The organism is Bradyrhizobium aeschynomenes (assembly GCF_013178945.1).
GTDB lineage: Bacteria > Pseudomonadota > Alphaproteobacteria > Rhizobiales > Xanthobacteraceae > Bradyrhizobium > Bradyrhizobium aeschynomenes.
The window spans coordinates 84,105-105,074 of sequence record NZ_JABFDM010000008.1 but is presented as its reverse complement, the minus strand read 5'-3'; the positions used below and the strand labels follow the sequence as shown (position 1 = coordinate 105,074).

Below are 20,970 nucleotides of genomic sequence, written 5' to 3'. Positions count from 1 at the left end.
GCCCGGCATCAGGTCGCGTGGCCGAGCTCGCCACAGCTGCGCAGCATCTCGTCCGCACCGGGATCGCTGGCCACGATGGCAAACAGATCGTTATCATTGGCCATGGCCGACTTCTTCTTCGACTCCAGCACCAACACCGACTGCACCGACTGGTGGTCGCATTTGCGGTAGCGCTGCGTCCCCTTGGTCAGGTCGTATTGCAGGCCCTCCAGGGCGGTAACGACCTTATCGGTGTCGGTGCCGCCGGCCGCCTGCATCGCCTGCAGCAGGGAGCCGACGCCGGAATAGCCGTAGGCACCGTAGTCGGTCGGGATCGCGCCGCCATTGGCTGCGCGGAACGCCTTGTTGAACTCGGCCGCGGTCTTGTTCTGCGTCTCCAGCCCCCAATAGTAGTTGGCGCCGCCGACGACGCCCTCGAACACGTCGGGACCGACGGCGAGGCGCTGGTTGTGCAGGATCACGGGCACCACGATCTTCATCTGCTGCTTGATGCCGAAATCGACCGCCTGCTTGATCGCATTGGCCTGGTCGCGGCCGAAATTGCTGATACACAGCACGTCCGGGCGCAGCGACATCAGGCGCGGCATGAAGGTCGAGTAGTCGGCCGCACCGAACGGATGCAGGATCTCGCCGACGCTCTCGGCACCGATCGCGGCCTGCGCACGCTTGAAGCCGCGCAGCATCTCATGACCATAGGCATAGTCCGCGACGAGGTGCGCAACCTTCATGCCCTTCTTGATGGTCTGACGCGCAACCGCCGCCGTGGTCATGTGCGGATTGAGCGCCTCGTGGAAGGTGTATTTGCTGAAATCCTTGGCCTCGTTGATGGTGTCGGACTGGCTGATCGAAACATAGATCACGCCACGTGCGCGCGTCACCTCGTTGACGGCGAGCTGGACAGCGCTGGATAGTGCGCCGACGATGGCGTGCACCTTGTCCTTCTCGATCAGCTCGAGCGTCCGCGTCGCGGCCTCTCCGGCGTTGAGCTTGTCGTCGCGCACCAGCAGCTCGACCTTGCGGCCACCGATGCCGCCCTTGTCGTTGACCAGCTTGACCGCAAGCTCCGCGCACTTCACCTGGTCCCGAGCCTCGGCCGCGAACGGGCCGGTCAGCGGCGTCGGGAAGCCGATGCGGATGGTGTCGTCGGCGGCGCGGCCCAGCCGCGGCATCGCGAGCGTGGCGACGCCCGCCGACAGTCCCATGAGCGCCGTACGGCGGGATAGTCCTGCTCGTCGCGACTTCGTCTCGTAGCTTGGCATGATGTCCTCCCTCAACTTGTTGTTTTAGTATCGACCGAGTGCCTTGAGCACACGCGCGGGCGTGATCGGAATGGCATTGATGGACGCGGCAAGCGGCGCCAATGCGTCGTTGACCGCATTGAGCACGCAGGCGGACGCCGCCGCCGTGCCGGCCTCGCCGCAGCCCTTGGCGCCGAGAATGGTGTCGGCCGTCGGCGTCTCGACATGGTCGATGATGATGTCGGGCATCTCCATCGCCATCGGCACGAGGTAATCGGCGAGCGAGCCGTTGAGCAGCTGACCGGTCTCACCGTAGCGGCATTCCTCGAACAATGCAGCGCCGAGCCCCTGCACGACGCCGCCGCGCAGCTGCTCGTCGACCAGCATCGGATTGATGATGCGGCCGCAATCCTCGACGACGTAATGCTTCAAGAGCTTGATGAAGCCGGTGTGGACGTCGACCTCGAGATAGCAGCCCTGGATGCCATTGGTGAAGGCGAACGGATAGCCCTGCGGCGCGAAGTGATGGCTGACGGTGAGCTGCGCCTGGGTGCCCGGCGGCAATGTGTCGGACCGGAAATAGGCGATGCGCGCGATCTCGGCGACCGGCAGGCGCAGCTGTCCCGTGGCGACACCGACCACCTGCCCATCGATGATGTCCAGCGCCGACGGCTGCTCCTGCAGGATCAGGCCCGCGATCTCCAGAATGTTGGCCTTGAGCCGGCGCGCGGCCTGCAGAGCGGTCTCGCCGCCGATGCCGGCGCCCCGGCAGGCCCAGGTCGCGCCGCCATGCGGCGTGACCTCGGTATCACCGGTGATGACCTTGACGTGGTCCTGAGCGACGCCGAGCTGGTCGGCGACGATCTGGCCGATGATCGCCTCTGTGCCCTGGCCCTGCTCGGTGACGGAGATCGCGCAGCGTACCTCGCCCGACGGCGTCAGGCTGAGGGTCGCGCCATCCTGCGAGGAGATGCGCGCGCCGCCAACGCCGTAGAAGGCAGGGCTCGGATTGGTGATCTCGACGAAGGTGGCGATCCCGATGCCGCGATGAATGCCGCGCTGACGCAGCTCGGCCTGCTCGGTGCGCAGCGCGTCGTAGTCCATGATCCCGCGCAGCCGCTGCAAGCATATCTCGTGCGACAGCGCCTCGAATTTGTAACCCGTCGGCGATGCCGTCGGATAGGCATTGTCGGCAATCACGTTCCTGGCCCGCATCGTGAACGGGTCGATCCCGACTTGGCTGGCCGCCAGATCGACCATGCGCTCAGTCACCGCGCAAGCGATCGGGTGTCCGACGGCGCGGTACTGGCTGGTCTGCACCTTGTTCTGAAACACGACCTCCAGCACGGCGCGATAGGATTTGAAGTCATAGGGCGCGCCGATCAGGCGGACCACCTGGTTGCCCTCGACCACGCTGGTGCGCGGATAGGTCGAGAACGCGCCGATCGCGGTGGCATCGTGGATGTCCATGGCGAGGATCTTGCCCTCCACATCGACGGCCATCCGCGCCCGGACGTGATGATCACGGGCATGGATGTCGGACACGAACGACTCGATGCGGTCGGCGACATATTTCACTGGACGTGCGAGCAGGATCGACAGTCCGACCACCGCCATGTCCTCGTGGTAGACATGCAGCTTCATGCCAAACGAGCCGCCGATATCAGGTGCGATGACCCGCACGCGGGCTTCCGGGATGCCGTAGTGACGCGCGTAGAGATCCTGGAACTGATACGGCGTCTGCGTGGCGTGGTGCACGGTGAGCGAGCCACTCTCGGCATCGTAGTCCGCGACGATGGCGCGCGGCTCCAGCGTGACCGGCGTGTGACGGCCGAAACTGAACTCCTCCTCGACGACATGCGCTGCCGAGGCGAAAGCCTCGTCGACCCCGCCGCTGTCGAGCTGGGTGCGGAAGCAGATGTTGGAGGTTCCGGACGGATTGACCCGCGGCGTTCCAGGCTGGCGCGCCGCGTCGAGATCGACCACGGCGGGCAGTTCCTCGTAGCCGATCGAGATCAGCTCCAGCGCATCCTCGGCAAGCGCCCTGCTCTCGGCGACGACGGCGACGACGGCCTGCCCAGCCCAGACCACGCGATCGAGCGGCAGCGGCAGCTGCGGCTCCGAGGTCATGCCCTTGAAATGATCGAGCGTGCCGGTCCAGGGCGCGCAGATCCTCGCGATATCCGCGCCGGTGGCGACCAGATGAACGCCCGCGAGCGCACGGGCGGCATCGACGTCGATGCTGATGATCCGTGCATGCGCATATGGGCTGCGCAGGAATGCTGCATGCAGCATGCGCGGCAGGCGAATGTCGGTGACATAGCGGCCGCGCCCGGCCAGCAGGCGCTTCGCATTCGGCCGCGGCACCGAGCGGCCGATATAGGAGTTCGGACGGTCGAGCGAGGTGAGCGCGTTCATCCCGGCGAGCCCTCTTGCGACGCCTTCGCGGCGCGAGCGTCGGCCACCGCAGCGATCGCGTCGACGATCGCCTCATAGCCGGTGCAACGGCAGAAATTTCCGGAGAGCGCATCGCGGATCGCGGCGCGGCTCGGCTCCGTGAGCCGGGACAGCAGTTCGTGGGCATTGATCAGCATGCCCGGCGTGCAGAACCCGCACTGAAGCGCATTGCGTCGATGAAATTCCGCCTGCAGATCGGCGATCGCGCCGCTTTCGGAGAGCCCCTCGATGGTATCGATCCGGGCGCCATCGGCCTGCACGGCGAACATCAGGCAGCCGTGGACAGCACGGCCGTCGAGCTGCACCAAGCAGGCGCCGCAGGCCCCCATCTCGCAGCCGGCATGCGTTCCGGTCAATTCGAGAGCATTGCGCAGGCAGTCGACCAGCGTGTCCCGCGGCGCGACCTCGCAGGCGACCTTACGGCCATTGACCGTGAAGCGAACCCGCACCGCCTCTTCCGCATCGTCGATCTCGCTGCTCATGCCGCCTCGCTCATCCGCGCCAGCAGCCGGCCGAGCAGCACCCGCGCCAGATGCAGGCGCATGGCCGGTGGCACCTCGTCGCTCTCCGGAGGCGCGAGATCGCGATCGAGCGCGGCCTGCGCCGCAACTATCCGATCGGCATCGATACGAGCACCACTCACCACAGCTTCGGCCGACCTGGCGCGGGTCGGCACGTTGCCGACCGAAAAGAAGGCGATGCGGATGGTTTCGACCAGGCCATCCTTGCAGGTCGCCAACATGCCGCAGCCGACCAGCGCATAATCGCCACGGCGCCGCGCCAGTTCGTCGAAGCAGATGCGCTGGTTGCAGCGGAAGCGCGGCACCAAGATCGCCGTCACGATCTCGCCCGGCCCCACGGCCGTCTCGAACAGATCAATGAAGAAGTCATCGGCCCTGACGCGGCGCCGGCCCGAGGTGCCCGCGATCTCGATCTCGGCATCGAGCGCCAGCATCATGGCGGGAAACTCGGACGCCGGGTCCGCCAGCGCGACGCTGCCGCCCAGCGTGCCGCGATTGCGGATGGCAGGATGGGCGACGAACGGAGCCGCGGCACGCAGCAGCGGCGCAAACTCGGCGATGAGCGGATCGGTCAACATCTCGCAGTGCCGCGTCAGGGCGCCGATGCGCAGCCATTCGCCGTCGCAACGGACGCCGCGCAGCTCTTCGATGTGGTTGATATCGATTAGAATTCGTGGCGCCTGAAGGCGCAACGCCAAGGCGGGGACGAGGCTCTGCCCGCCGGCGATGTAGCGCGCATCGTCGCCGCTCCGCGCGTGAGCCTCGCGCGCGTCGTCGACCGAATGTGCACGGTGATAGCTGAAAGCCCTCGCTTTCATCCATTTCCTCGCTGCCTGGGCTCGCCAGCCCGAACTCCAGATTTGTGACCATCTGGTCTCAAAACAGTTGCACGGCCATACCTTCGCGGTCAACCGGAAACGAACGATTGGTCACAAATCTGCTTTCGGCTATCAAGCAGTCTCCCTGCGGCAACGATTCAGGACATGGTCAGAACTCCGAAGACGACGAGCGCCAATAAGGCGGCCGGCCGTGTGCGTGGAGGACGCACGCGGCAACCTGAAGCTCACTCACAGACCCGGCGCCGCAACATGCGCGCCGCCGACCGCGAGCGGCTGATCGTCGATGAAGCGATCCGCTTCTTCGCCGAGCGCGGCTTCGAGGGCCAGACGAGAGAGCTCGCCAAGCGCATGGGCATTGCCCATTCGGTGATCTACCGGCACTTTCCGAGCAAGGAAGCGCTGATCGAGCGGGTCTATCAGGAGGTCTATCTGAGCCGCTGGTCTCAGGACTGGGCCCCACTGATCCGCGACCGCCGCCAGCCGCTGCAGGTGCGGCTCACGAGCTTCTATCTCGACTACGTCGCCCGCGTGTTCGAATACAATTGGGTGCGGATCTTCGTCTTCTCCGGGATGAAGTCGTTCGGAATCGCCGGACGTTATCTCGACCTCGTCCGCCGCGAGATCATCGAACCGGCGGCGATCGAGCTGCGCCACGAGTTGGCATTGCCGGACACCCTGTCACGCCCGCTCGGCAGCCGCGAGACGGAGATGTTCTGGGGCCTGCACGGCCGCATCTTCTATCTGGCAATACGCAAGTTCATCTATGAAACACCGGTGCCATCCGATCTCGAGCAGACCGTGCGCGATGCCATCGAGCTTTTCCTGGACGGCGCACGCCTCTCGCTTCCGAAGATCCTGCAGGACGGCGAGCCTGGTCCCGCCCGATGATCGGCCTGCCCTTTCCCGTTTGCGCGATCGATCATCAGTCGCTGCATCCTCAACTCATGAGCATTCCCGATCTGTCGAGAGTGCGACGTTTCGCTCCATCATGCATCGCAACGAACCCGCCCGCTGCGCGGATCCGACACAGGTTGCATGACACCGTCATGCGGCGTCTGTCACGCGCGTGTCGCACTCTCTGACCGGCCGTCGATCTCCGTTCGCTCGCATGATCGCTCGACGTCGATCACCTCAGGTGGTATCGCTGCAACTTGACGCGTTCGGCGACTGAAGTTATCGTGGTTGAATATTTCGATGCTTTCTATTTGTTGTTTTCGACGCAAACCTCATTGACGACCTGAACCACATCGACTGGTCCGCACACACACGCTTAATGATCATGTGGTGCGAGACTCACGGCCTGATCGAGCCGCCAAGTCGGCGGCCCTGAGCGTTATATCGCGACCGCTTGGTCGCGGTAGCCTTCGCTACGTCGTTTCCAGCTGTTAGTTGCGGAGCGGGACGTGATTGATCAAGCGATGATTTTCCTTCGCGACCTGCTCAATGCGCATTTGACGGGGCCTGCTGTTCCGGGTCACGCGGCGCCGGCCGAGGATGCCGTGATTTTTCTCGACGGTGACAAGACCGACCCGATCTCGTTCCGCATGGGCGCCGTCACCACCATGCTCATCAATGTCGAGCAGGAGCCGATCCTGCGCGCGGCAAATCCCTATCAGCGGTTGGGCGCCGACGGTACGGCCTACCGTATCCAGCCCGATGTCCGTCTCAACATGCGCGTGCTGTTCGTGGCGCGCTTCAAGCAATATGAGCAGGCGCTGGCGCGGCTGTCGCAGATCATCACCTTCTTTCAGTCGCACCCGGTGCTCGACCGCCAGACGATGCCGAACATGCCGGCCGGCATCCCGCAGTTGGCGCTGGAGCTCGTGACGCTTCCACTCAACGAGCAGAACGATCTCTGGAACGCGCTTCGCGCCGCATTCCAACCGTCCCTGCTCTATCGCGTGCGCATGCTCGTCTTCGAGGATCGTCAGGAAGAGATGACGCGGCCGGTGTCCGGGCCGCCCGAACGGAGGCTGGAACATGCCGTCAGCCCCCCTCTTTGACCTGCGTGTGACACACGACTACTACGCCGATCTGCGCTGCAGCGATTTCGCGATCGTGCCGTCCGCGCCGACCGAGGCCGCCATGGCGCGGCTGCGGCTCACACATAAGAGCTTCGCCGACCGCATTCGCGTGTTTGCCGAGCTTGACGCCAAGGGCGCTGCGATCGCCGCAGCGGCTGCGCCAGTGTCGCTGGACTTTGCGCTTCAGCCGCGCGGATCCGGCTATGCGGCGATCACCAGGCTCAGCGATCTCGCGCAGCAGCCTGCGCCGCTGTTCACCAATGATGGCGTCGCCCCGGCCGATCCCTTGCCGCTTCGCCTGACCACGCGCCGCGCCACGGCGCGCGAGAGCCTCCTCGTCTCGACCCCGGCTACTGTGGAGCCCTTCGTGCTCGCCGGCACGCCGCTTGACGGCACCACGCCGGCGGACGTGACGGTGGCCGGCGCAGGTCCTGCCAAAAGCGTCATCCCTGCTTCCAAGCGCCTTACGATCGACACGTCCGCCGTGCCGCGCGGCACCGCATTCCAGGTCACCTACCCCGTCCGTGCAGCGATGCCGCGGGGCGCACTCGCAGAGATCGCGCTGACGCTGAATGCGCCGCTGCTGAAGCCGATGCCGGCGCCGCGGGCCTTCCTCATCTCGCTGAATTCTGCCGACTCGCGCTGGGCCTATTACGTGGTGACGGATTTCTCCGGCGACCTCTCGACGCTGGGCGTCGTCGATGCCTCTCCCGGCAACGGACCGCGCGCAATCAGCGTATCAGATGCCGGCCGGACCGAATTGACCGCGGCGACGGCCAGCCTCGATCCGGCCGGCACGGACCTGCTCCGACGTTATCCGGGTCGGCGCGTCATGCGCCTGATATCGGATGCGCCGATCCCTGCGCGCGATGCGCCACTCGCGGCGCTCGAGCTGCGGCTCAACAACACGGCGCTGCTGACGCGTCTGCCCAATCCTCCGCCTGATCGCCTCGTGCTGCTGCAAACCGACGCGGCGGCACCGCGCCAGATGGTCCGCTACCAGGTCTTATCGCTCTGACGAACTGACCGCTTCCGCCTCTCCTCACCACGTTCCGAAGGTGCATTGTCATGCCGATCTACAAGACTCCGGGCGTCTACGTCGAAGAGATCTCCCGATTGCCGCCGTCCGTGGCCGAAGTGTCGACCGCGATCCCGGCCTTCCTGGGATACACCGAGAAGGGTCCGGCGATGGCGCGGATCAGCTCGCTGCTGGAATACATGGCCACGTTCGGCGGCGCCAAGCCGACCGCTTTCGTCGCCTCGACCAAGACTGATCCGGCATCCGGCCTGCCCACGGTGGATCTTGTCGATCCCGGAGCAGCGAACGGGCCGAGCCCGGACCGGCTGCTCTACTACGCCGTCAGCCACTACTTCGCCAATGGCGGCGGCCCCTGCTACATTTTCTCGCTCGGCGACTATGCGAGTGCCCTCGCCAAGGCCGACTTCCTCAAGGCCCTCAACCTGCTCGCCCTGGAGGATGAGCCGACGCTGATCGTTCTGACCGACGCCGTGCTGCTCGCCGCGGGCGACTATTTCGAGATCGCCCAGGCCGCGCTGAGCCAATGCGCGCGGCTCAAGGACCGCTTCACCATTCTCGACGTTCCCAAGGGCGACGTCGCCGCATTCCGGAACCAGATTGGCATCGACTACCTGTCCTACGGCGCCGCCTATCATCCCTATTTGCGCACGTCGCTGAACTTTGCCATCGACGAGAGCAAGATCCAGGTCAAGATCACCGACGCACAGGTGCCGCCGACGATCAAGGAGGTGGCATTTCCTGCCAATGATCCGAACGGCATGGTGGTCTCCTTCCAGGGCTTGGAGGCGGCGACGCCCAAGGTCCAGCTCGTCGGCGGGGACAATGCGCAGGCAATCGACATCACCATCAGCAATGGCAAGCCGACGCTGGTGATCACCAACATCGCCGGCGGCAAGACCGCCAAGCAGGTGGTCGATCGCTGGGCGACCGTCAAGGCGGGGCTGGCGACGGCCGGGTTCGACATCCGTCAGCAGGGTAACGGCTCGGCAGCGCTGCAGCCGACACCGGCCGGCGACGGCGCCGATCTCGTGAAGGTCGGCGGCGGCGCACCGCCGACGCCTGCCCTGGGCGATATCAAGCTCAACGATACCGCGCGCTACAACCAGATCAAGGACGCGCTCAGCCGCCAGCGGGTGACCTTGCCGCCGAGCGCCGCCATCGCCGGCATCTATGCACGCGTCGATCGCGACCGCGGCGTGTGGAAGGCACCGGCCAATGTCGGCGTCATGGCCATGATCGGTGTCGACAAGAAGATGACGGATGCCGATCAGGAATCCCTCAACGTCGACCCGACCGCCGGCAAATCGATCAATGCCATCCGCGACTTCACCGGCAAGGGCACCATCGTCTGGGGCGCTCGCACGCTCGCCGGCAACGACAATGAATGGCGCTACGTCCCGGTCCGCCGCCTCTTCATCACCATCGAGGAGAACACCCGCAAGGCCTCTGGCTTCGCCGTGTTCGAGCCGAACGATGCCACCACCTGGCTCAAGGTCAGGGGCATGATCGAGAGCTATCTCTATTCGCTATGGGAACGCGGCGCGCTCGCCGGCTCGACGCCGGAGGCGGCCTATTACGTCAATGTCGGCCTCGGCAAGACCATGACGCCGCAGGACGTGCTGGAGGGCCGGCTGATCGTCGAGATCGGAATCGCCGCCGTCAGGCCGGCCGAGTTCATCGTGCTGCGCTTCATGCACAAGCTACAGCAAGCCTGATCGACCAGAACCGATAGAGGAGCGCACCGATGGCTGTCAGCGCCAGCGAAATCAAGGCCACCTATCCCTTGCCGGTCTACAACTTCCGCGTCGAGATCGGTCCGAACGCCGTAGCGTTCTCGGAGGTGTCCGGCCTGTCGATCCATTATGAGGTCACGACCTTCAAGGAAAGCCCGACCGGCGGCGGCAGCGCCGGTCCGCGGATCATCCACATGCCATCGCAGCCGCAGCCGGTGAACATCACGCTCAAAAAGGGGGTGGCGCGCACGGCGAGCGTCTCGGCGCTCTACAGCTGGATCAAGACCGTCTCGCTGAACCAGGTCGAGAAGAAGGACGTCGTCATCCGGCTGTGCGACGAGCAGGGCAAGCCGGTCATCAGCTGGACCGTGATCAACGCCTTCCCGACCAAGCTCGACGGACCCGCCTTCGATGCCAAGTCGAACGAGGTCGCCGTCGAATCGCTCGAGCTGCGCGCCGACGCCATCACCATGACTGAAGGCTGATCACGCCGATGCCCGACGACAAGACGACGCAGAAACTGCTCTATCCGCTGCCCGGCTACAATTTCCAGGTCGCGGTGGATTCGGACTCGGCGAGCTTCGTCGAGGTGTCCGGGCTCGTCAGCGAGTACGAGACCGTGACCTACCGGCACGGCTTCAGCCGCTGGGAGGGCGAGGACGTGACGCGCGTCCCCAAGCGAAGCCACAGCACGGTGACGCTGAAGAAGGGCGTGATGCCCGGCGGCAACTTCCTGTCGCAATGGCTGACGGCGGATCCGCCAACCGCGCGGGCGCTCGCCATCAGCCTGTGCGACGAGGCGGGAACGCCGGTCGTCGTCTGGCACGTCAAGGAGGCGATCCCGGTCAAGCTCTCAGCGCCGAGCTTCGACGTCAACAGCACGCAGATCGCCATCGAGACGATCGACCTGCTCGCCAGTGGAATCTCCGTCGAGTATCTGTGACATGCCGGTCAAGGACCTCCCCTTAAGCTTCCGCTTCGGCGTGTTCTTCTTCGTCGGCGGACTCGTGCCCAACCCGATCGACATTCGTTTCCAGAAGGTGTCGGGGCTGGGCGCGACGGTGTCGCTGAAGACGCACGCCGAGGGCGGGCAGAACCTCTACACGCACCGCTTTCCCGAGACCATCGGCTACCAGAACCTGGTGCTGGAGCGTAGCGCACCGCTGATCTCGCCGCTCGACATCGAGTTCAACGTGTCGCTGTCGCTGTTCAAATTCTCCGCCTCCAACGTGCTGGTGACACTGTTCGACGACAGCGGCGCGCCGACGGCGGGATGGATGTTCCTCAACACCTATCCGGTGCGATGGGCGACGTCGGATCTCGATGCCGGGCAGAACGGCGTCGTGATCGACACGATGGAGCTGGCCTACACCCGCATGCAGATCATGAGGCTCTGAGCCATGCCTGTCGAGATCCGCGAGCTGATCATCCGCGCCGTGGTCGATCCGCACAAGGTCGACGCGCGCAGTCCCGCCGCGAACGCCCCGTCGTTCGACCGCGACGCACTGGTGCAGGCCTGCGTCGACGAGACGCTGCGCATCCTGCGCCGCGAGAAGGAGCGCTGATCATGGGTTTTCCCGACCTCTTCAAGCTCGAGAAGCTGCAGATCTCCGCCTTCGCCGATGCCAAGCGCTCGAAGAGCAAGGAGATCGACGGCTCACCCTTCGTGGCGATGTTCAATCCGCAAACCCTGAGCCAGACCAACAGCAACCTGTTCGAGCCCGGCAAGGCGGCCGGCGGCGCCGAGCAGGTCGCGACCTTCATCCGGACACAGCCGAGCGCGATCGAGCTCACTTTGCTGCTCGATGGCACTGGCGTCGAAGAGATGGGACTCGTCAACCTGTTCTCGGACACCAAGACGGTCAAGGACCGCATCGACAGCTTCCTTGCCATCGCCTACCAGCCGCAGAGCGAGACGCACGAGCCGAGCTACCTGAACCTGAAATGGGGCAAGTTCAGCTTCAACTGCCGCCTCACCACCGTCACCATCAACTACACGAGCTTCGAGCGCGACGGCTCGCCGCTGCGGGCCGAGCTGGTGCTGAGCCTGGCGGCGGACGATGACGTCGCCAAGCAGCAGTCGCAGCTTGCCTTCACCTCGCCCGACGTGTCCCATGCCCGGCTGGTGCGCGGCGGCGATACGCTGCCGCTGCTGGTCCACGCCGTCTACGGCAGCGCGGTGCATACGCCGCGGGTCGCACGTGCCAACGGGCTCAATCATCTGCGCGGCCTGGAGCCGGGCCGCACGCTGATCTTTCCGCCGCTGTCGCGCTAGGAGCTCGAGGTGCCCGACGGCTTCACCATTCCCACCATCCTCGTCGCGGGAGCTGCGCTGCCGCCGAACCTGGCGCCGCTGTCGATCGACTTGATGCGGGCGGTGAACCGCATTCCCACCGCGATGCTGTCGATTCACGCCAAGGGCCCCGTGGCCGACGAGGCGCCGCTGATGGCGGGCGGTCCGTTCAAGCCGGCGGCCGAGGTCGAGATCAAGCTGCGCCGCGCCGGCGAGGACGACGTCAGCGTATTCAAGGGCCTCGTCACCGCTCTGTTCGTCCATACGCGCGAGGGCCTGCCGACGCTCGACGTGGTCGTCAAGGACAAGACGGTCAAGCTCACCGGCGCGCGCCACAACCGGATCTGGACCGACACTCCCGATAGCGACGCGATCCGCGCCATCGTCGGCGACGCGCAGCTGACCGTCGATGACGCGCCCGATACGACCCCAACGCACAAAGCCCTGGTGCAGCATGACTGCACCGACTGGGACTTCATCCTGACTCGCGCCGATGCGCAGGGGCTCGGCGTCGTCGCCTTCGACGGGGCCGTGTCGCTGAAGAAACTCGCCGTCGACGGCGAGCCGGCGCACAGCTTCTCGCTCGGGCTCGACCCGATCACCGACCTGCATTTCGAGCTCGACGCGGCGAGCCAGGCGCCGAGCATCGACGGCGTTGCGTGGGACCCGAAGGCGCTCGCGGCGGCTGAACCTGCCGCGGCGGAGACGTTGAGCCTGCCGCAGGGGGAGATCGGAACGGCATCGATCGGCGATGAACTCGGGATGGGGCCCGTTCGCCTCACCCATATGGTGCCTCTTCAGCCCGACGAAGTGAAAGCGTGGACGAATGCGCGCGCGGCCCGTGCGCGGCTCGCGCTGATCCGCGGCCGCATGTCGGTGGCAGGGCTTCCCGCTGCAAAGCCGATGGACATTGCCCAGCTGAACGGGCTCGGCGACCTGTTCGACGGCAAGGCGCTGGTCACGGGCGTACGCCATCGCATCGATACGCACGGTTTCTCGACCGACCTGCAATTCGGTCTCGCCGCCGAGCCCGCGGGCCGGTTGCCCGAGCTTTCGGACATGGCCGCCGGGGGCCTGCTGCCGCCGATCTCGGGACTGCATCTCGGCACCATTGCCGACTCCTCGGACGAAGATCCGGATGGCGAGAGCCGAATCCAGGTCAGCGTCTCCTCCGTCCTCACCGATCCGCCCAAACCGCTCTGGGCGCGCATCGCCAGTCCCGATGCCGGCGACAAGCGCGGCTTCTGCGTGCGGCCGGAACCGGGGGACGAAGTGCTGGTCGGCTTTCTCGGCGGCGATCCCAGGCATCCGGTCGTGCTCGGCCGCCTCTGGGGCAGCAAGAACAAGCTGCCGGAGGGGTTCACCGATGCCAAGCAGAAGGGTCTCGTCGGCAAGCAGAACACGCGCATCGTCCTGTCGGAGGCCGACAAGCCGTCGATCACGATCAGCACGCCGGGCGGACGAACCGTCATCCTCGACGACGACGGCGGCACCATCACGCTGTCCGACAAGAACAACAACAAGCTCGTTCTCGACGCCAGCGGCATCACCATCGACTCGGGCAAGGATCTCGTGATCCAGGCCAAGGGCGCGATCAAGATCAAGGGCAGCACGATCGACCTGAACTGATTTGAACCGATTCAAAGGGCTCGCGGGAGGAACTGCATGCGGAGCTTCAACTCACACCGAACGGATCGGACATGACGGCATCGGCCGGTTATCTCGGGCGCGGCTGGGCGTTTCCGCCGCAGTTCGGACCGAACGGCTCCGACGTCGCCATGGTCGCCGGCGACGACGACATCGTTCAGAGCCTGACGATCCTGTTCGGCACGGCGCTGGGCGAGCGCGTGATGCGGCAGGATTTCGGCTGCGACGTCTCGCGTTACATGTTCGAGGAGATCGACCAGACGCTGCTGACCTCGATCCGCGAGGCGGTGTCGGATGCGATCCTCTATCACGAGACGCGCATCCGGCTCGACGGCGTCGATGTCAGCACCGACGGCCAGACCCCCGGCCTCGTGCTGATCGCGATCCGCTTCACGGTTCGCACCAACAACTCCCGTTTCAACATGGTCTATCCCTATTACCTCAACGAAGCGACGAGAGCGGTGCCGTGAGCGACGTGATCGTGATCGATGGCGACATGGCGAGTTTCGAGCCGGGTTTCGGTGCGGCGACCGTCGTCGTGCGCCCCGGTCCGATCACCGCGAGCGGCAAGGCCCGGGTCGCCGGCAAGCTCGCCTGCGTCGCCGGCGACGAGAGCAGCGTGTCCGTCGCCGGCTGCATGTACACGGCCGGTCCCTATTCGATCCCGGGCACCGGAACACTCTCGATCGCCGCGCTGGCCGGAGACCAGAAGGCGGCAACCTGCCAGTCAGGAGCCAAGAAGCTGCTGCTCAAGGGAAGCTCGTTCACCGCACGCTTCACCGTCGCGGCGCCGGCGATGCAGCCGCCGCCGGGGCCCGGCTCGCCCATTCCGGACGCGACGACGAGCTACACCGGCAAGGGCAGCTTCGTTGCGGCCGAAACCAGCGTGAAGGCGGGGTAAGCGATGGTGCAGCCGCCCGCCGAGATTCCTTCGCCCCGGCGTGACGGCACCAGCCAGCTCGCGCGGCTGCTAGCCACCAGGATCGTCTCCGACCGCTATCCGGACGGCGTCGGCATCGACGAGCGGACGACGCGTGACCTGCTGACATTCCTGCGCGGCTACGTCGAGAAGGTGACCTACTATGACGCCGACAACGATCCCGTCGGCGACTGGTCGGGCCTGCTCGGCGAGCTCAGCGACGATCAGATCCTCGCCTTCATCGACAATCCGGGCACGGTTTCCGACGACCAGCTGCGACGGCCGCATCTGGTGCTGCTGCTTGCCTTGTTCAAGCTGCTCGACACCGCCCGGAACGCGCTCAATGGGATCGTCCCCCGCCATCTCGACTACTACTATCGCGACGTGCTGCGGCTCGCCCCGAAGCTGCCGGTGCCCGATCGCGCATTCGTGCTGTTCGATCTCGCCAATGGTGCGCATGCCGTGCAGATCCCCGCCGGCACCAGGCTTCCGGCCGGGCGCGACTCCGCCAAGCGCGAGCGCTTCTTCCGCACGGACGCCGATGTCGTCGTCAACCGCGCGAAAGTCAGCAGGCTCGCCACGGTGTTCACCGACAAGCTCGTCATCGGGCTGCCGGAGGCGCGCGATCCGAGAAAGGGCGCGCTCGGCACCAAGGAGGATCGGTTCCTCGCCATGCTGCGGCTCGCGCTCGGCGAGCCCTCGCCGGGCGGGCCGCTGCCGCTCTATGGCGGCAAGCCGGTCACCTATCCGCTGCTGCAGTCGCTCGCCGCCCTGGTCGCGTTCGCCCCCACGGCGCTGCACCTGCAGCACTATGAGCTGCGCGAGCTGATCGATCGCAAGCGCACCCGCGACAATGCCGGCGCCGACTGGGCCAGGATCAATGCGATCCTGCAGGCGGCGGGCCGCGATGCGCGGCACGACCCTAACTTCGTTCTCAACCCGGCCAATCCGCGCGACTTCAACGCCAATCTCGCGACCGCGCTGAACGGCACGCCGAACCTCGCGGGCCTGCCCGAGATCACGACCGTCGACGATCTCTACGTGCAGCGCTATCGGCAGGACGTGCAGGATGCGATCACGCAAAAGCTGCACATGCCGGTTGCGACCTTCGTCACGATGATGGACCTCAAACGGGCCTCCGATGCCGATTGGCGTGTCATCAACGGGCTGCTCGAACATGCCGGCCAGGACAAGCGCAAGGATTCGAACTACCGGCTCAAGGTGATCGATCCCGCCGACTTCGCGACCAACATGAAGGAGGCGATCGGCACCATCGACTACACGCCGACGGGCGCAACCTCGATCGACGGCTATGCAGCGGCGGTGCGCAACCTGGAAGCCTATGCCTTCATGTCGGCCGAGGCCTTCGCGGCCATGATGGCGACGGCCGATCAGCCGGAGGCGAACGTCTCCGAGCGTGCATGGCAGCAGGTCTACGGCACCCTCGAAGATGCGTTGCAGAACAAGGTGGTTGCTGCACGGCGCGATGCGATACGCAAGCGGCGCGAGGCGGCTGCCGATCCCGCCGCGGGCCTGCAGTCGATCCTGGCCGATGCTGCCGGGGCGTCGCCCAGCGCCACCACGCCGCAATTGCTGGAGGAGCTGAAGGACTGGGCCTCCGCTGCCGACATGCAGACCCTGAGGAGGGTCGCGGATGCGCCGAAGACCGCAAGCACCGAGCAATGGGTGCAAGTCTACGACATCCTCGAACGCGCCTCGCGCAAGCGCACGCAGCTGCCCACGGCGCGGCCGCAGCGACAGGACTGGCTCAATCTGTATCCCCAGGCAGACGCGACGACGGTGCATCCGAGCGCCGCGCTGGAGCAGCGCTGGAAAACGTTCGGCGCCGCACCGGCACAATCCCCCGAGCAGCCGCCGCCGGAAACGATCGGCCTCGTGATCGGCTCGCCGCTGTTCGCGCTCAGCGCAGGAACGCGGCAGATCATCCTGACTTTCGGCTTCTACGATGATGGCGGCGGCCCGATCGTTGCCGCGCCCGAGCAGCCCTTCTCGGTGCAGGTCAGCACCGCCGACGGCTGGGTCACCCTCGGCGCCGACAAGGTGGAGATGACAGGCGACGGCGCCGTCGACTACAGCAAGCTCGACGACATCGCGCCGATCCCCGGCACGACCACCCTGATCGGCCTGCGCGTTCGCCTGACGCTACCCACGACCATGCCAGCCATCGCACCGCTGCCGGGCGATCAGGCACTCGCCTCATGTCCATGGCCCGCCGTCCGGCTGATGCTGCGCCAGATCTGGGACGGCACGCTCGGCCGCTGGGTGATCCGCTATGCCCGGCTGCGCTCGCTGCGGATCGCGCGCATCCACATGCGCGCGGCGATCGGATCCTACGTGCAGCCGGCGCAGAGCGGCGAGCCGCTCGGCCCCCTGGTGCTGGAGAACGATCTCGGTCCGCTCGACGGCAAGCGGCCGTTCGAGCCCTTCGGGCCGCAGCCGGATGCCGGCGCCACCTTCTGGATCGGACATCCCGATCTGCAGAACAAGCGGTTGCGGGCCGTCAAGCTGCGGCTCGACTGGATGGGCGGCCCACCCGATCTGAACGCGACCTACGCGGCCTATCAGCTCGCCGGCCCGTTCACGGCCAAGGTCAGCCTGGTCGACGGCCCGCTGGTCACGGCGCAAGGCGGGGCCGGCGCCCTGTTCGTGACCGACAGGGCGCGGCGCACGCAGGACGCCAGCAAGCCGCAGACACTCGAGATCACGAGCGTCAGCGATGCCGTGCAAGCTTACACCTTACCGCCGCCGGAAACAGCGGCGGCGACCGCGCGCAACCTTCCGCACGCACTGCGGCTGGAGCTCGCCATCGGCTTCGGCCATCGCGAGTATGCCGGGCTGGCCGCCACCAAGGCGATCGCGCTCGCGGTCGACACGGCCGTGTTCGCCAAGAGCGGCGGCACCATCAATGCAGCGAGCTACACGGTCGGCCTGCCCTATGCACCGAAGCTGAAATCGCTCACGCTCGATCTGCTGGCGGGGCACGAGATCCGCATGGAGGCCTATCAGCAGGGGCCGGCATCGGACATGGTGTTCCACCTGCATCCGTTCGGGATCGCCGAGCTCAGCGCCGCCGCGAACGGCTCTCCCCTGCTCCCCGACTACGGCAATGAGGGCGAGCTGCTGATCGGCCTCGAAGGTCTGCGTCCGCCGGAGACTTTGTCGCTGTTGTTTCAGATGGCCGAAGGCAGCGCCAATGCCGATGTCGACCCGCCTGCCATCCGCTGGAGCGTGCTCGACCGGAACGGCTGGGTCGATCTGCCCGGCGAAGCCATGCTGCAGGACGGCACGCGCGGGCTGATCAATTCGGGGATCATCACCTTCGCTCTCCCGCAGGCAGTGCCGGATGCACGGCTTCCCGCAGGGCCGTATTGGCTGCGCGCCAGCGCGGCCATCGGCGCCGCCGCGGTTTGCGACACCATCGCGATCCATCCGCAGGCGGCGCTCGCGACCCGTGAGCTGAACGCCTCGGCCGTCGACCTCACGCCGCTGCCGCCCAAGACCATCAAGTCGCTGTTCGCGCCGCTGCCCGGCGTCGCCGCCGTGCATCAGCCCTACGCCTCGTTCGGCGGACGTGCGGCGGAAGATCCCGTGGGCTTCCATGCGTCGTCGAGCGAGCGGCTGCGGCACAAGCAGCGTGCGGTGACGGCCTGGGACTATGAGCGGCTCGTGCTGCGCCGTTTCCCGGAGATCTACAAGGTGAAGTGCCTGCCGGCGACCTCCAACGAGGCCGCGATCGACAGGCGCGACGCGCTCGGCCTCGTCAGGCTGATCGTCATTCCGGACATTCGCGGCAAGAGCCTGTTCGATCCGTTCGAGCCCAAGGCCGCATCGGCGCTGCTCGCCGACGTCGCGGCCTACCTGACGCCGCTGCTGCCGGGATCGGCGCGGCTGAGCGTCGAGAACGCCAGATACGTCCAAGTCCGGATCCGCGTCGGTGTCCGCTTCGTCGATCAGAGCAATCCGGCGCTGTGGAAGGAGCGGCTGAACGAGGACCTCAACCGCTTCCTCTCGCCATGGGCGTTCGACGACGGCGCCGACATCATGATCGGGCGCCGCATCTATGCCAGCAGCATCGTCAACTTCATCGACCAGCGGTCCTATGTCGACTACGTCGCCGGCATCAAGCTGTTCTCCAGCGAGGACGGCGAGGTCTTCACCCTGGCTCCTCCGGGCGGCCCGGACGGCGACAGCGTCGGGTCCGAGCGGCCGGACGCGGTGCTGGTCGCCGCGCGGCGGCACGAGATCGATCTGATCGCCGACGAGATCTTCCCGGCCGATCAGTTCAAAGGCATCAACTACATGAAGATCGAGCTTGATTTCATCATCGGTTAGACACTCACACATGATCGCGGGTACGAGGCTGCCATGAACATCGATGACAACAAGAAGTCGCGGGCAACGCTGAAGTCCTACTTCGTCAAGAATGCGATCCCGACCGAGCAGCAGTTCTCCCAGCTCATCGACAGCCTGATCAACCAGCGCGACGATGGCGTCATCAAGCCCGGCGGCGGCGAGCCGCTCTCGATCGAAGCCGTCGGCGACTTCGAGAAGGCCATCAACTTCTACATGCAGATCTCCGATGCCAGCCCCGCCTGGACGCTGTCGCTGCGCCCGCGATCGAACCCCAACGATCCGCAGACGGGGCGGCCGGGCCTCTCCATCAACGATGGAGCCGGCAACAGCCGCCTTGCCGTCGATGCCGCGAACGGCCGCGTCGGCATCGGCGTGGTCGCGCCCGCCGAGCGGCTCGAGGTCGGCGGGCGCATCCGGGCCGGGCTGCTCACGATCGGCGCGCCGGACGTCAATGTGGACTATTCCTATGTCGGCGGCAGCGCTGCCGGCGATCTCACGACGACCTATGCGCTGGCGGTCGGCATCTCCGGCGCGCAGCTCGGGCGAACGGCGCTGAACGGCAAGGACATCTCGTTCCGGGTCAACAACGTCCAGCGCGCGACCTTGGCGGCCAACGGCCATCTCGGCATCGGAACGCCGTCCCCCGCTGCCATGCTCGACGTCGCCGGGGTGGCGAGGTTCGGCTCGTTGTCCATCGGCCCCTGGCCGGCCAACGGCAATTACGTCCATTTCGGCGTCACCACGCTGAACCAGGCCGCCGCGGACAACTATGCGCTGCTGCAGAGCGCAGCGGGCGACGACTTCGGAACGACGTATTTGAATTCGCCCGAGACGATCCAGTTCAGGATCAAGAATGTCAGCTATGCAGAGCTCCAGAAGGACGGCGACTTCAACGTCAAGCGAAGCCTGTCGATCGGCGGCTCGGATCTCTACTTCACCAAGACCGACCACAATCATACGGGCATCGGCAACAAGCTCGGCTACGCGGCCATCGAGAACGGCGCCAATTACGGCGGCCTGATGATCCTGGGCAGAACCGTCAACACCTCTCCGCTCCGACGCGTCGTCAAGGTCTGGGACTATCTCGAGGTGAACGGCGACCTGCTGGTGACCGGCCGCATCGGCAGCATGGGCAAGGGCCCCAATCCGCTCACGCCGGGCTGGGGCGGCGGCATGCGCACGTGGGATCTGGAAGCCGAAGGAACGGTCTGGTCACGCGGCCCCGTGCAGACCGGACCGCGCGATCTCGCCGAGATCTATTTCGCACGGGCCTCGCTCGCCCCTGGAGACGTCGTCAGCCTCGATCCCGATTCCGAACATATCGTCCTTGCTCCAGAAGCGAATTGCAGCCGGGTGATCGGGGTCATCTCGACCGAGCCCGGGATGCTGCTCAATTCGCTGATCAACCGCGAGGATCTTCCGGCCGACGGCAGCAAGGGATTTCCCGTGGCGCTCTCGGGATGCGTCCCCTGCAAGGTCACCGACGAAGGCGGTCCCATCCGCCGTGGCGATCTCCTGACCGCGGCCTCACGCCCCGGCTACGCCATGCGGGCTGCTCCGGCAACGACCGACGGCGCCTATCGCGCCGGAACCATCATCGGCAAGGCGCTCTGCGCGCATGCGGCCGGCGAAGGGGTGATCGAGATCTTCGTCATGCTGCACTGACAGGAGCGACCATACGACAATGACAATGATCGAGAGTTCGACGATGGAAGACCGTCTCAAGGAACGGCTGAGCCAGTTGCGCGAGGAGTTCGCCAGCGGCCAGACCCAGCTGGTGCAGGCCGAAGCGCGCGTGCGCGACCTGCGCGAAACGCTGCTGCGCATCAGCGGCGCCATCCAGGTGCTGTCCGAGGAGCTCGGCGAAAGCAAGGAAGGTTAGGACC

The 20,970-nt window shown here is 66.0% G+C and carries 19 protein-coding genes; 15 read left to right on the top strand and 4 right to left on the bottom strand.

Annotated features, from left to right (window positions below; genetic code table 11):
• Positions 1-8: 8 nt before the first annotated feature.
• From HL666_RS22860 to HL666_RS22845, 4 genes are read right to left on the bottom strand one after another with little or no spacing between them, the layout of a single operon-like run.
• Positions 9-1,259: an ABC transporter substrate-binding protein gene (locus HL666_RS22860; protein WP_172183779.1), complete on the bottom strand. Its 1,251-nt coding sequence runs from the start codon at positions 1,257-1,259 to the stop codon at positions 9-11.
• Between the two features lie 24 nt (positions 1,260-1,283).
• Complete coding sequence (locus HL666_RS22855; protein ID WP_172183777.1) at positions 1,284-3,656, bottom strand: xanthine dehydrogenase family protein molybdopterin-binding subunit; 2,373 nt, start codon at positions 3,654-3,656, stop codon at positions 1,284-1,286.
• Positions 3,653-4,177, bottom strand: coding sequence for a (2Fe-2S)-binding protein (locus HL666_RS22850; protein WP_172183775.1), 525 nt, complete (start codon positions 4,175-4,177; stop codon positions 3,653-3,655). Before HL666_RS22850 ends, HL666_RS22855 begins: the two co-directional genes overlap by 4 nt.
• Positions 4,174-5,034: an FAD binding domain-containing protein gene (locus tag HL666_RS22845; protein WP_172113899.1), complete on the bottom strand. Its 861-nt coding sequence runs from the start codon at positions 5,032-5,034 to the stop codon at positions 4,174-4,176. Before HL666_RS22845 ends, HL666_RS22850 begins: the two co-directional genes overlap by 4 nt.
• A gap of 270 nt (positions 5,035-5,304) precedes the next feature.
• On the opposite strand from HL666_RS22845, the gene HL666_RS22840 reads away from it, so the two are divergent.
• The 15 genes from HL666_RS22840 (at position 5,305) to HL666_RS22770 (ending at position 20,966) form a co-directional block, all read left to right on the top strand.
• Positions 5,305-5,943, top strand: coding sequence for a TetR/AcrR family transcriptional regulator (locus HL666_RS22840; protein WP_172183773.1), 639 nt, complete (start codon positions 5,305-5,307; stop codon positions 5,941-5,943).
• A 530-nt stretch (positions 5,944-6,473) separates the two neighbouring features.
• Positions 6,474-7,058 carry a contractile injection system cap protein gene (locus HL666_RS22835; RefSeq protein ID WP_210262045.1) on the top strand — a complete coding sequence of 195 codons (585 nt, stop codon included), beginning with the start codon at positions 6,474-6,476 and terminating at the stop codon, positions 7,056-7,058.
• Complete coding sequence (locus HL666_RS22830; RefSeq protein WP_172183771.1) at positions 7,036-8,097, top strand: hypothetical protein; 1,062 nt, start codon at positions 7,036-7,038, stop codon at positions 8,095-8,097. The genes HL666_RS22835 and HL666_RS22830 overlap by 23 nt, the downstream gene beginning before the upstream one ends.
• Positions 8,098-8,147: 50 nt before the next feature.
• A complete protein-coding gene (locus HL666_RS22825; RefSeq protein WP_172113895.1) occupies positions 8,148-9,833 on the top strand; it encodes a phage tail sheath family protein in 1,686 nt (561 codons plus the stop codon).
• A gap of 29 nt (positions 9,834-9,862) precedes the next feature.
• Positions 9,863-10,336 (top strand): phage tail protein, encoded by a 474-nt coding sequence (locus tag HL666_RS22820; RefSeq protein ID WP_172113894.1) that lies wholly within the window; start codon positions 9,863-9,865, stop codon positions 10,334-10,336.
• 8 nt (positions 10,337-10,344) lie between these two features.
• The gene (locus HL666_RS22815) at positions 10,345-10,794 is read left to right on the top strand and encodes a phage tail protein (RefSeq protein WP_172183769.1); all 450 of its coding nucleotides are present in this window, start codon (positions 10,345-10,347) and stop codon (positions 10,792-10,794) included.
• Between the two features lies 1 nt (position 10,795).
• Positions 10,796-11,248, top strand: a complete 453-nt coding sequence (locus HL666_RS22810; protein ID WP_172183767.1) for a phage tail protein — start codon at positions 10,796-10,798, stop codon at positions 11,246-11,248.
• A 3-nt stretch (positions 11,249-11,251) separates the two neighbouring features.
• Entirely contained in the window at positions 11,252-11,416 is a 165-nt protein-coding gene (locus tag HL666_RS22805; RefSeq protein WP_172183765.1) for a DUF5908 family protein, read from the top strand.
• Between the two features lie 2 nt (positions 11,417-11,418).
• Entirely contained in the window at positions 11,419-12,126 is a 708-nt protein-coding gene (locus HL666_RS22800; RefSeq protein WP_172113890.1) for a CIS tube protein, read from the top strand.
• A gap of 9 nt (positions 12,127-12,135) precedes the next feature.
• Positions 12,136-13,773, top strand: coding sequence for a phage baseplate assembly protein V (locus HL666_RS22795; RefSeq protein ID WP_172183763.1), 1,638 nt, complete (start codon positions 12,136-12,138; stop codon positions 13,771-13,773).
• Positions 13,774-13,844: 71 nt separating this feature from the next.
• A complete protein-coding gene (locus tag HL666_RS22790) occupies positions 13,845-14,261 on the top strand; it encodes a gp25 family contractile injection system sheath assembly initiator (RefSeq protein ID WP_172113888.1) in 417 nt (138 codons plus the stop codon).
• Entirely contained in the window at positions 14,258-14,692 is a 435-nt protein-coding gene (locus HL666_RS22785; protein WP_172183761.1) for a contractile injection system spike tip protein, read from the top strand. Before HL666_RS22790 ends, HL666_RS22785 begins: the two co-directional genes overlap by 4 nt.
• A 3-nt stretch (positions 14,693-14,695) precedes the next feature.
• A complete protein-coding gene (locus tag HL666_RS22780; protein WP_172183759.1) occupies positions 14,696-19,063 on the top strand; it encodes a baseplate J/gp47 family protein in 4,368 nt (1,455 codons plus the stop codon).
• Between the two features lie 33 nt (positions 19,064-19,096).
• A complete protein-coding gene (locus tag HL666_RS22775) occupies positions 19,097-20,749 on the top strand; it encodes a hypothetical protein (RefSeq protein ID WP_172183757.1) in 1,653 nt (550 codons plus the stop codon).
• A gap of 43 nt (positions 20,750-20,792) precedes the next feature.
• Positions 20,793-20,966: a hypothetical protein gene (locus HL666_RS22770; protein ID WP_246739323.1), complete on the top strand. Its 174-nt coding sequence runs from the start codon at positions 20,793-20,795 to the stop codon at positions 20,964-20,966.
• Positions 20,967-20,970: the final 4 nt, after the last annotated feature.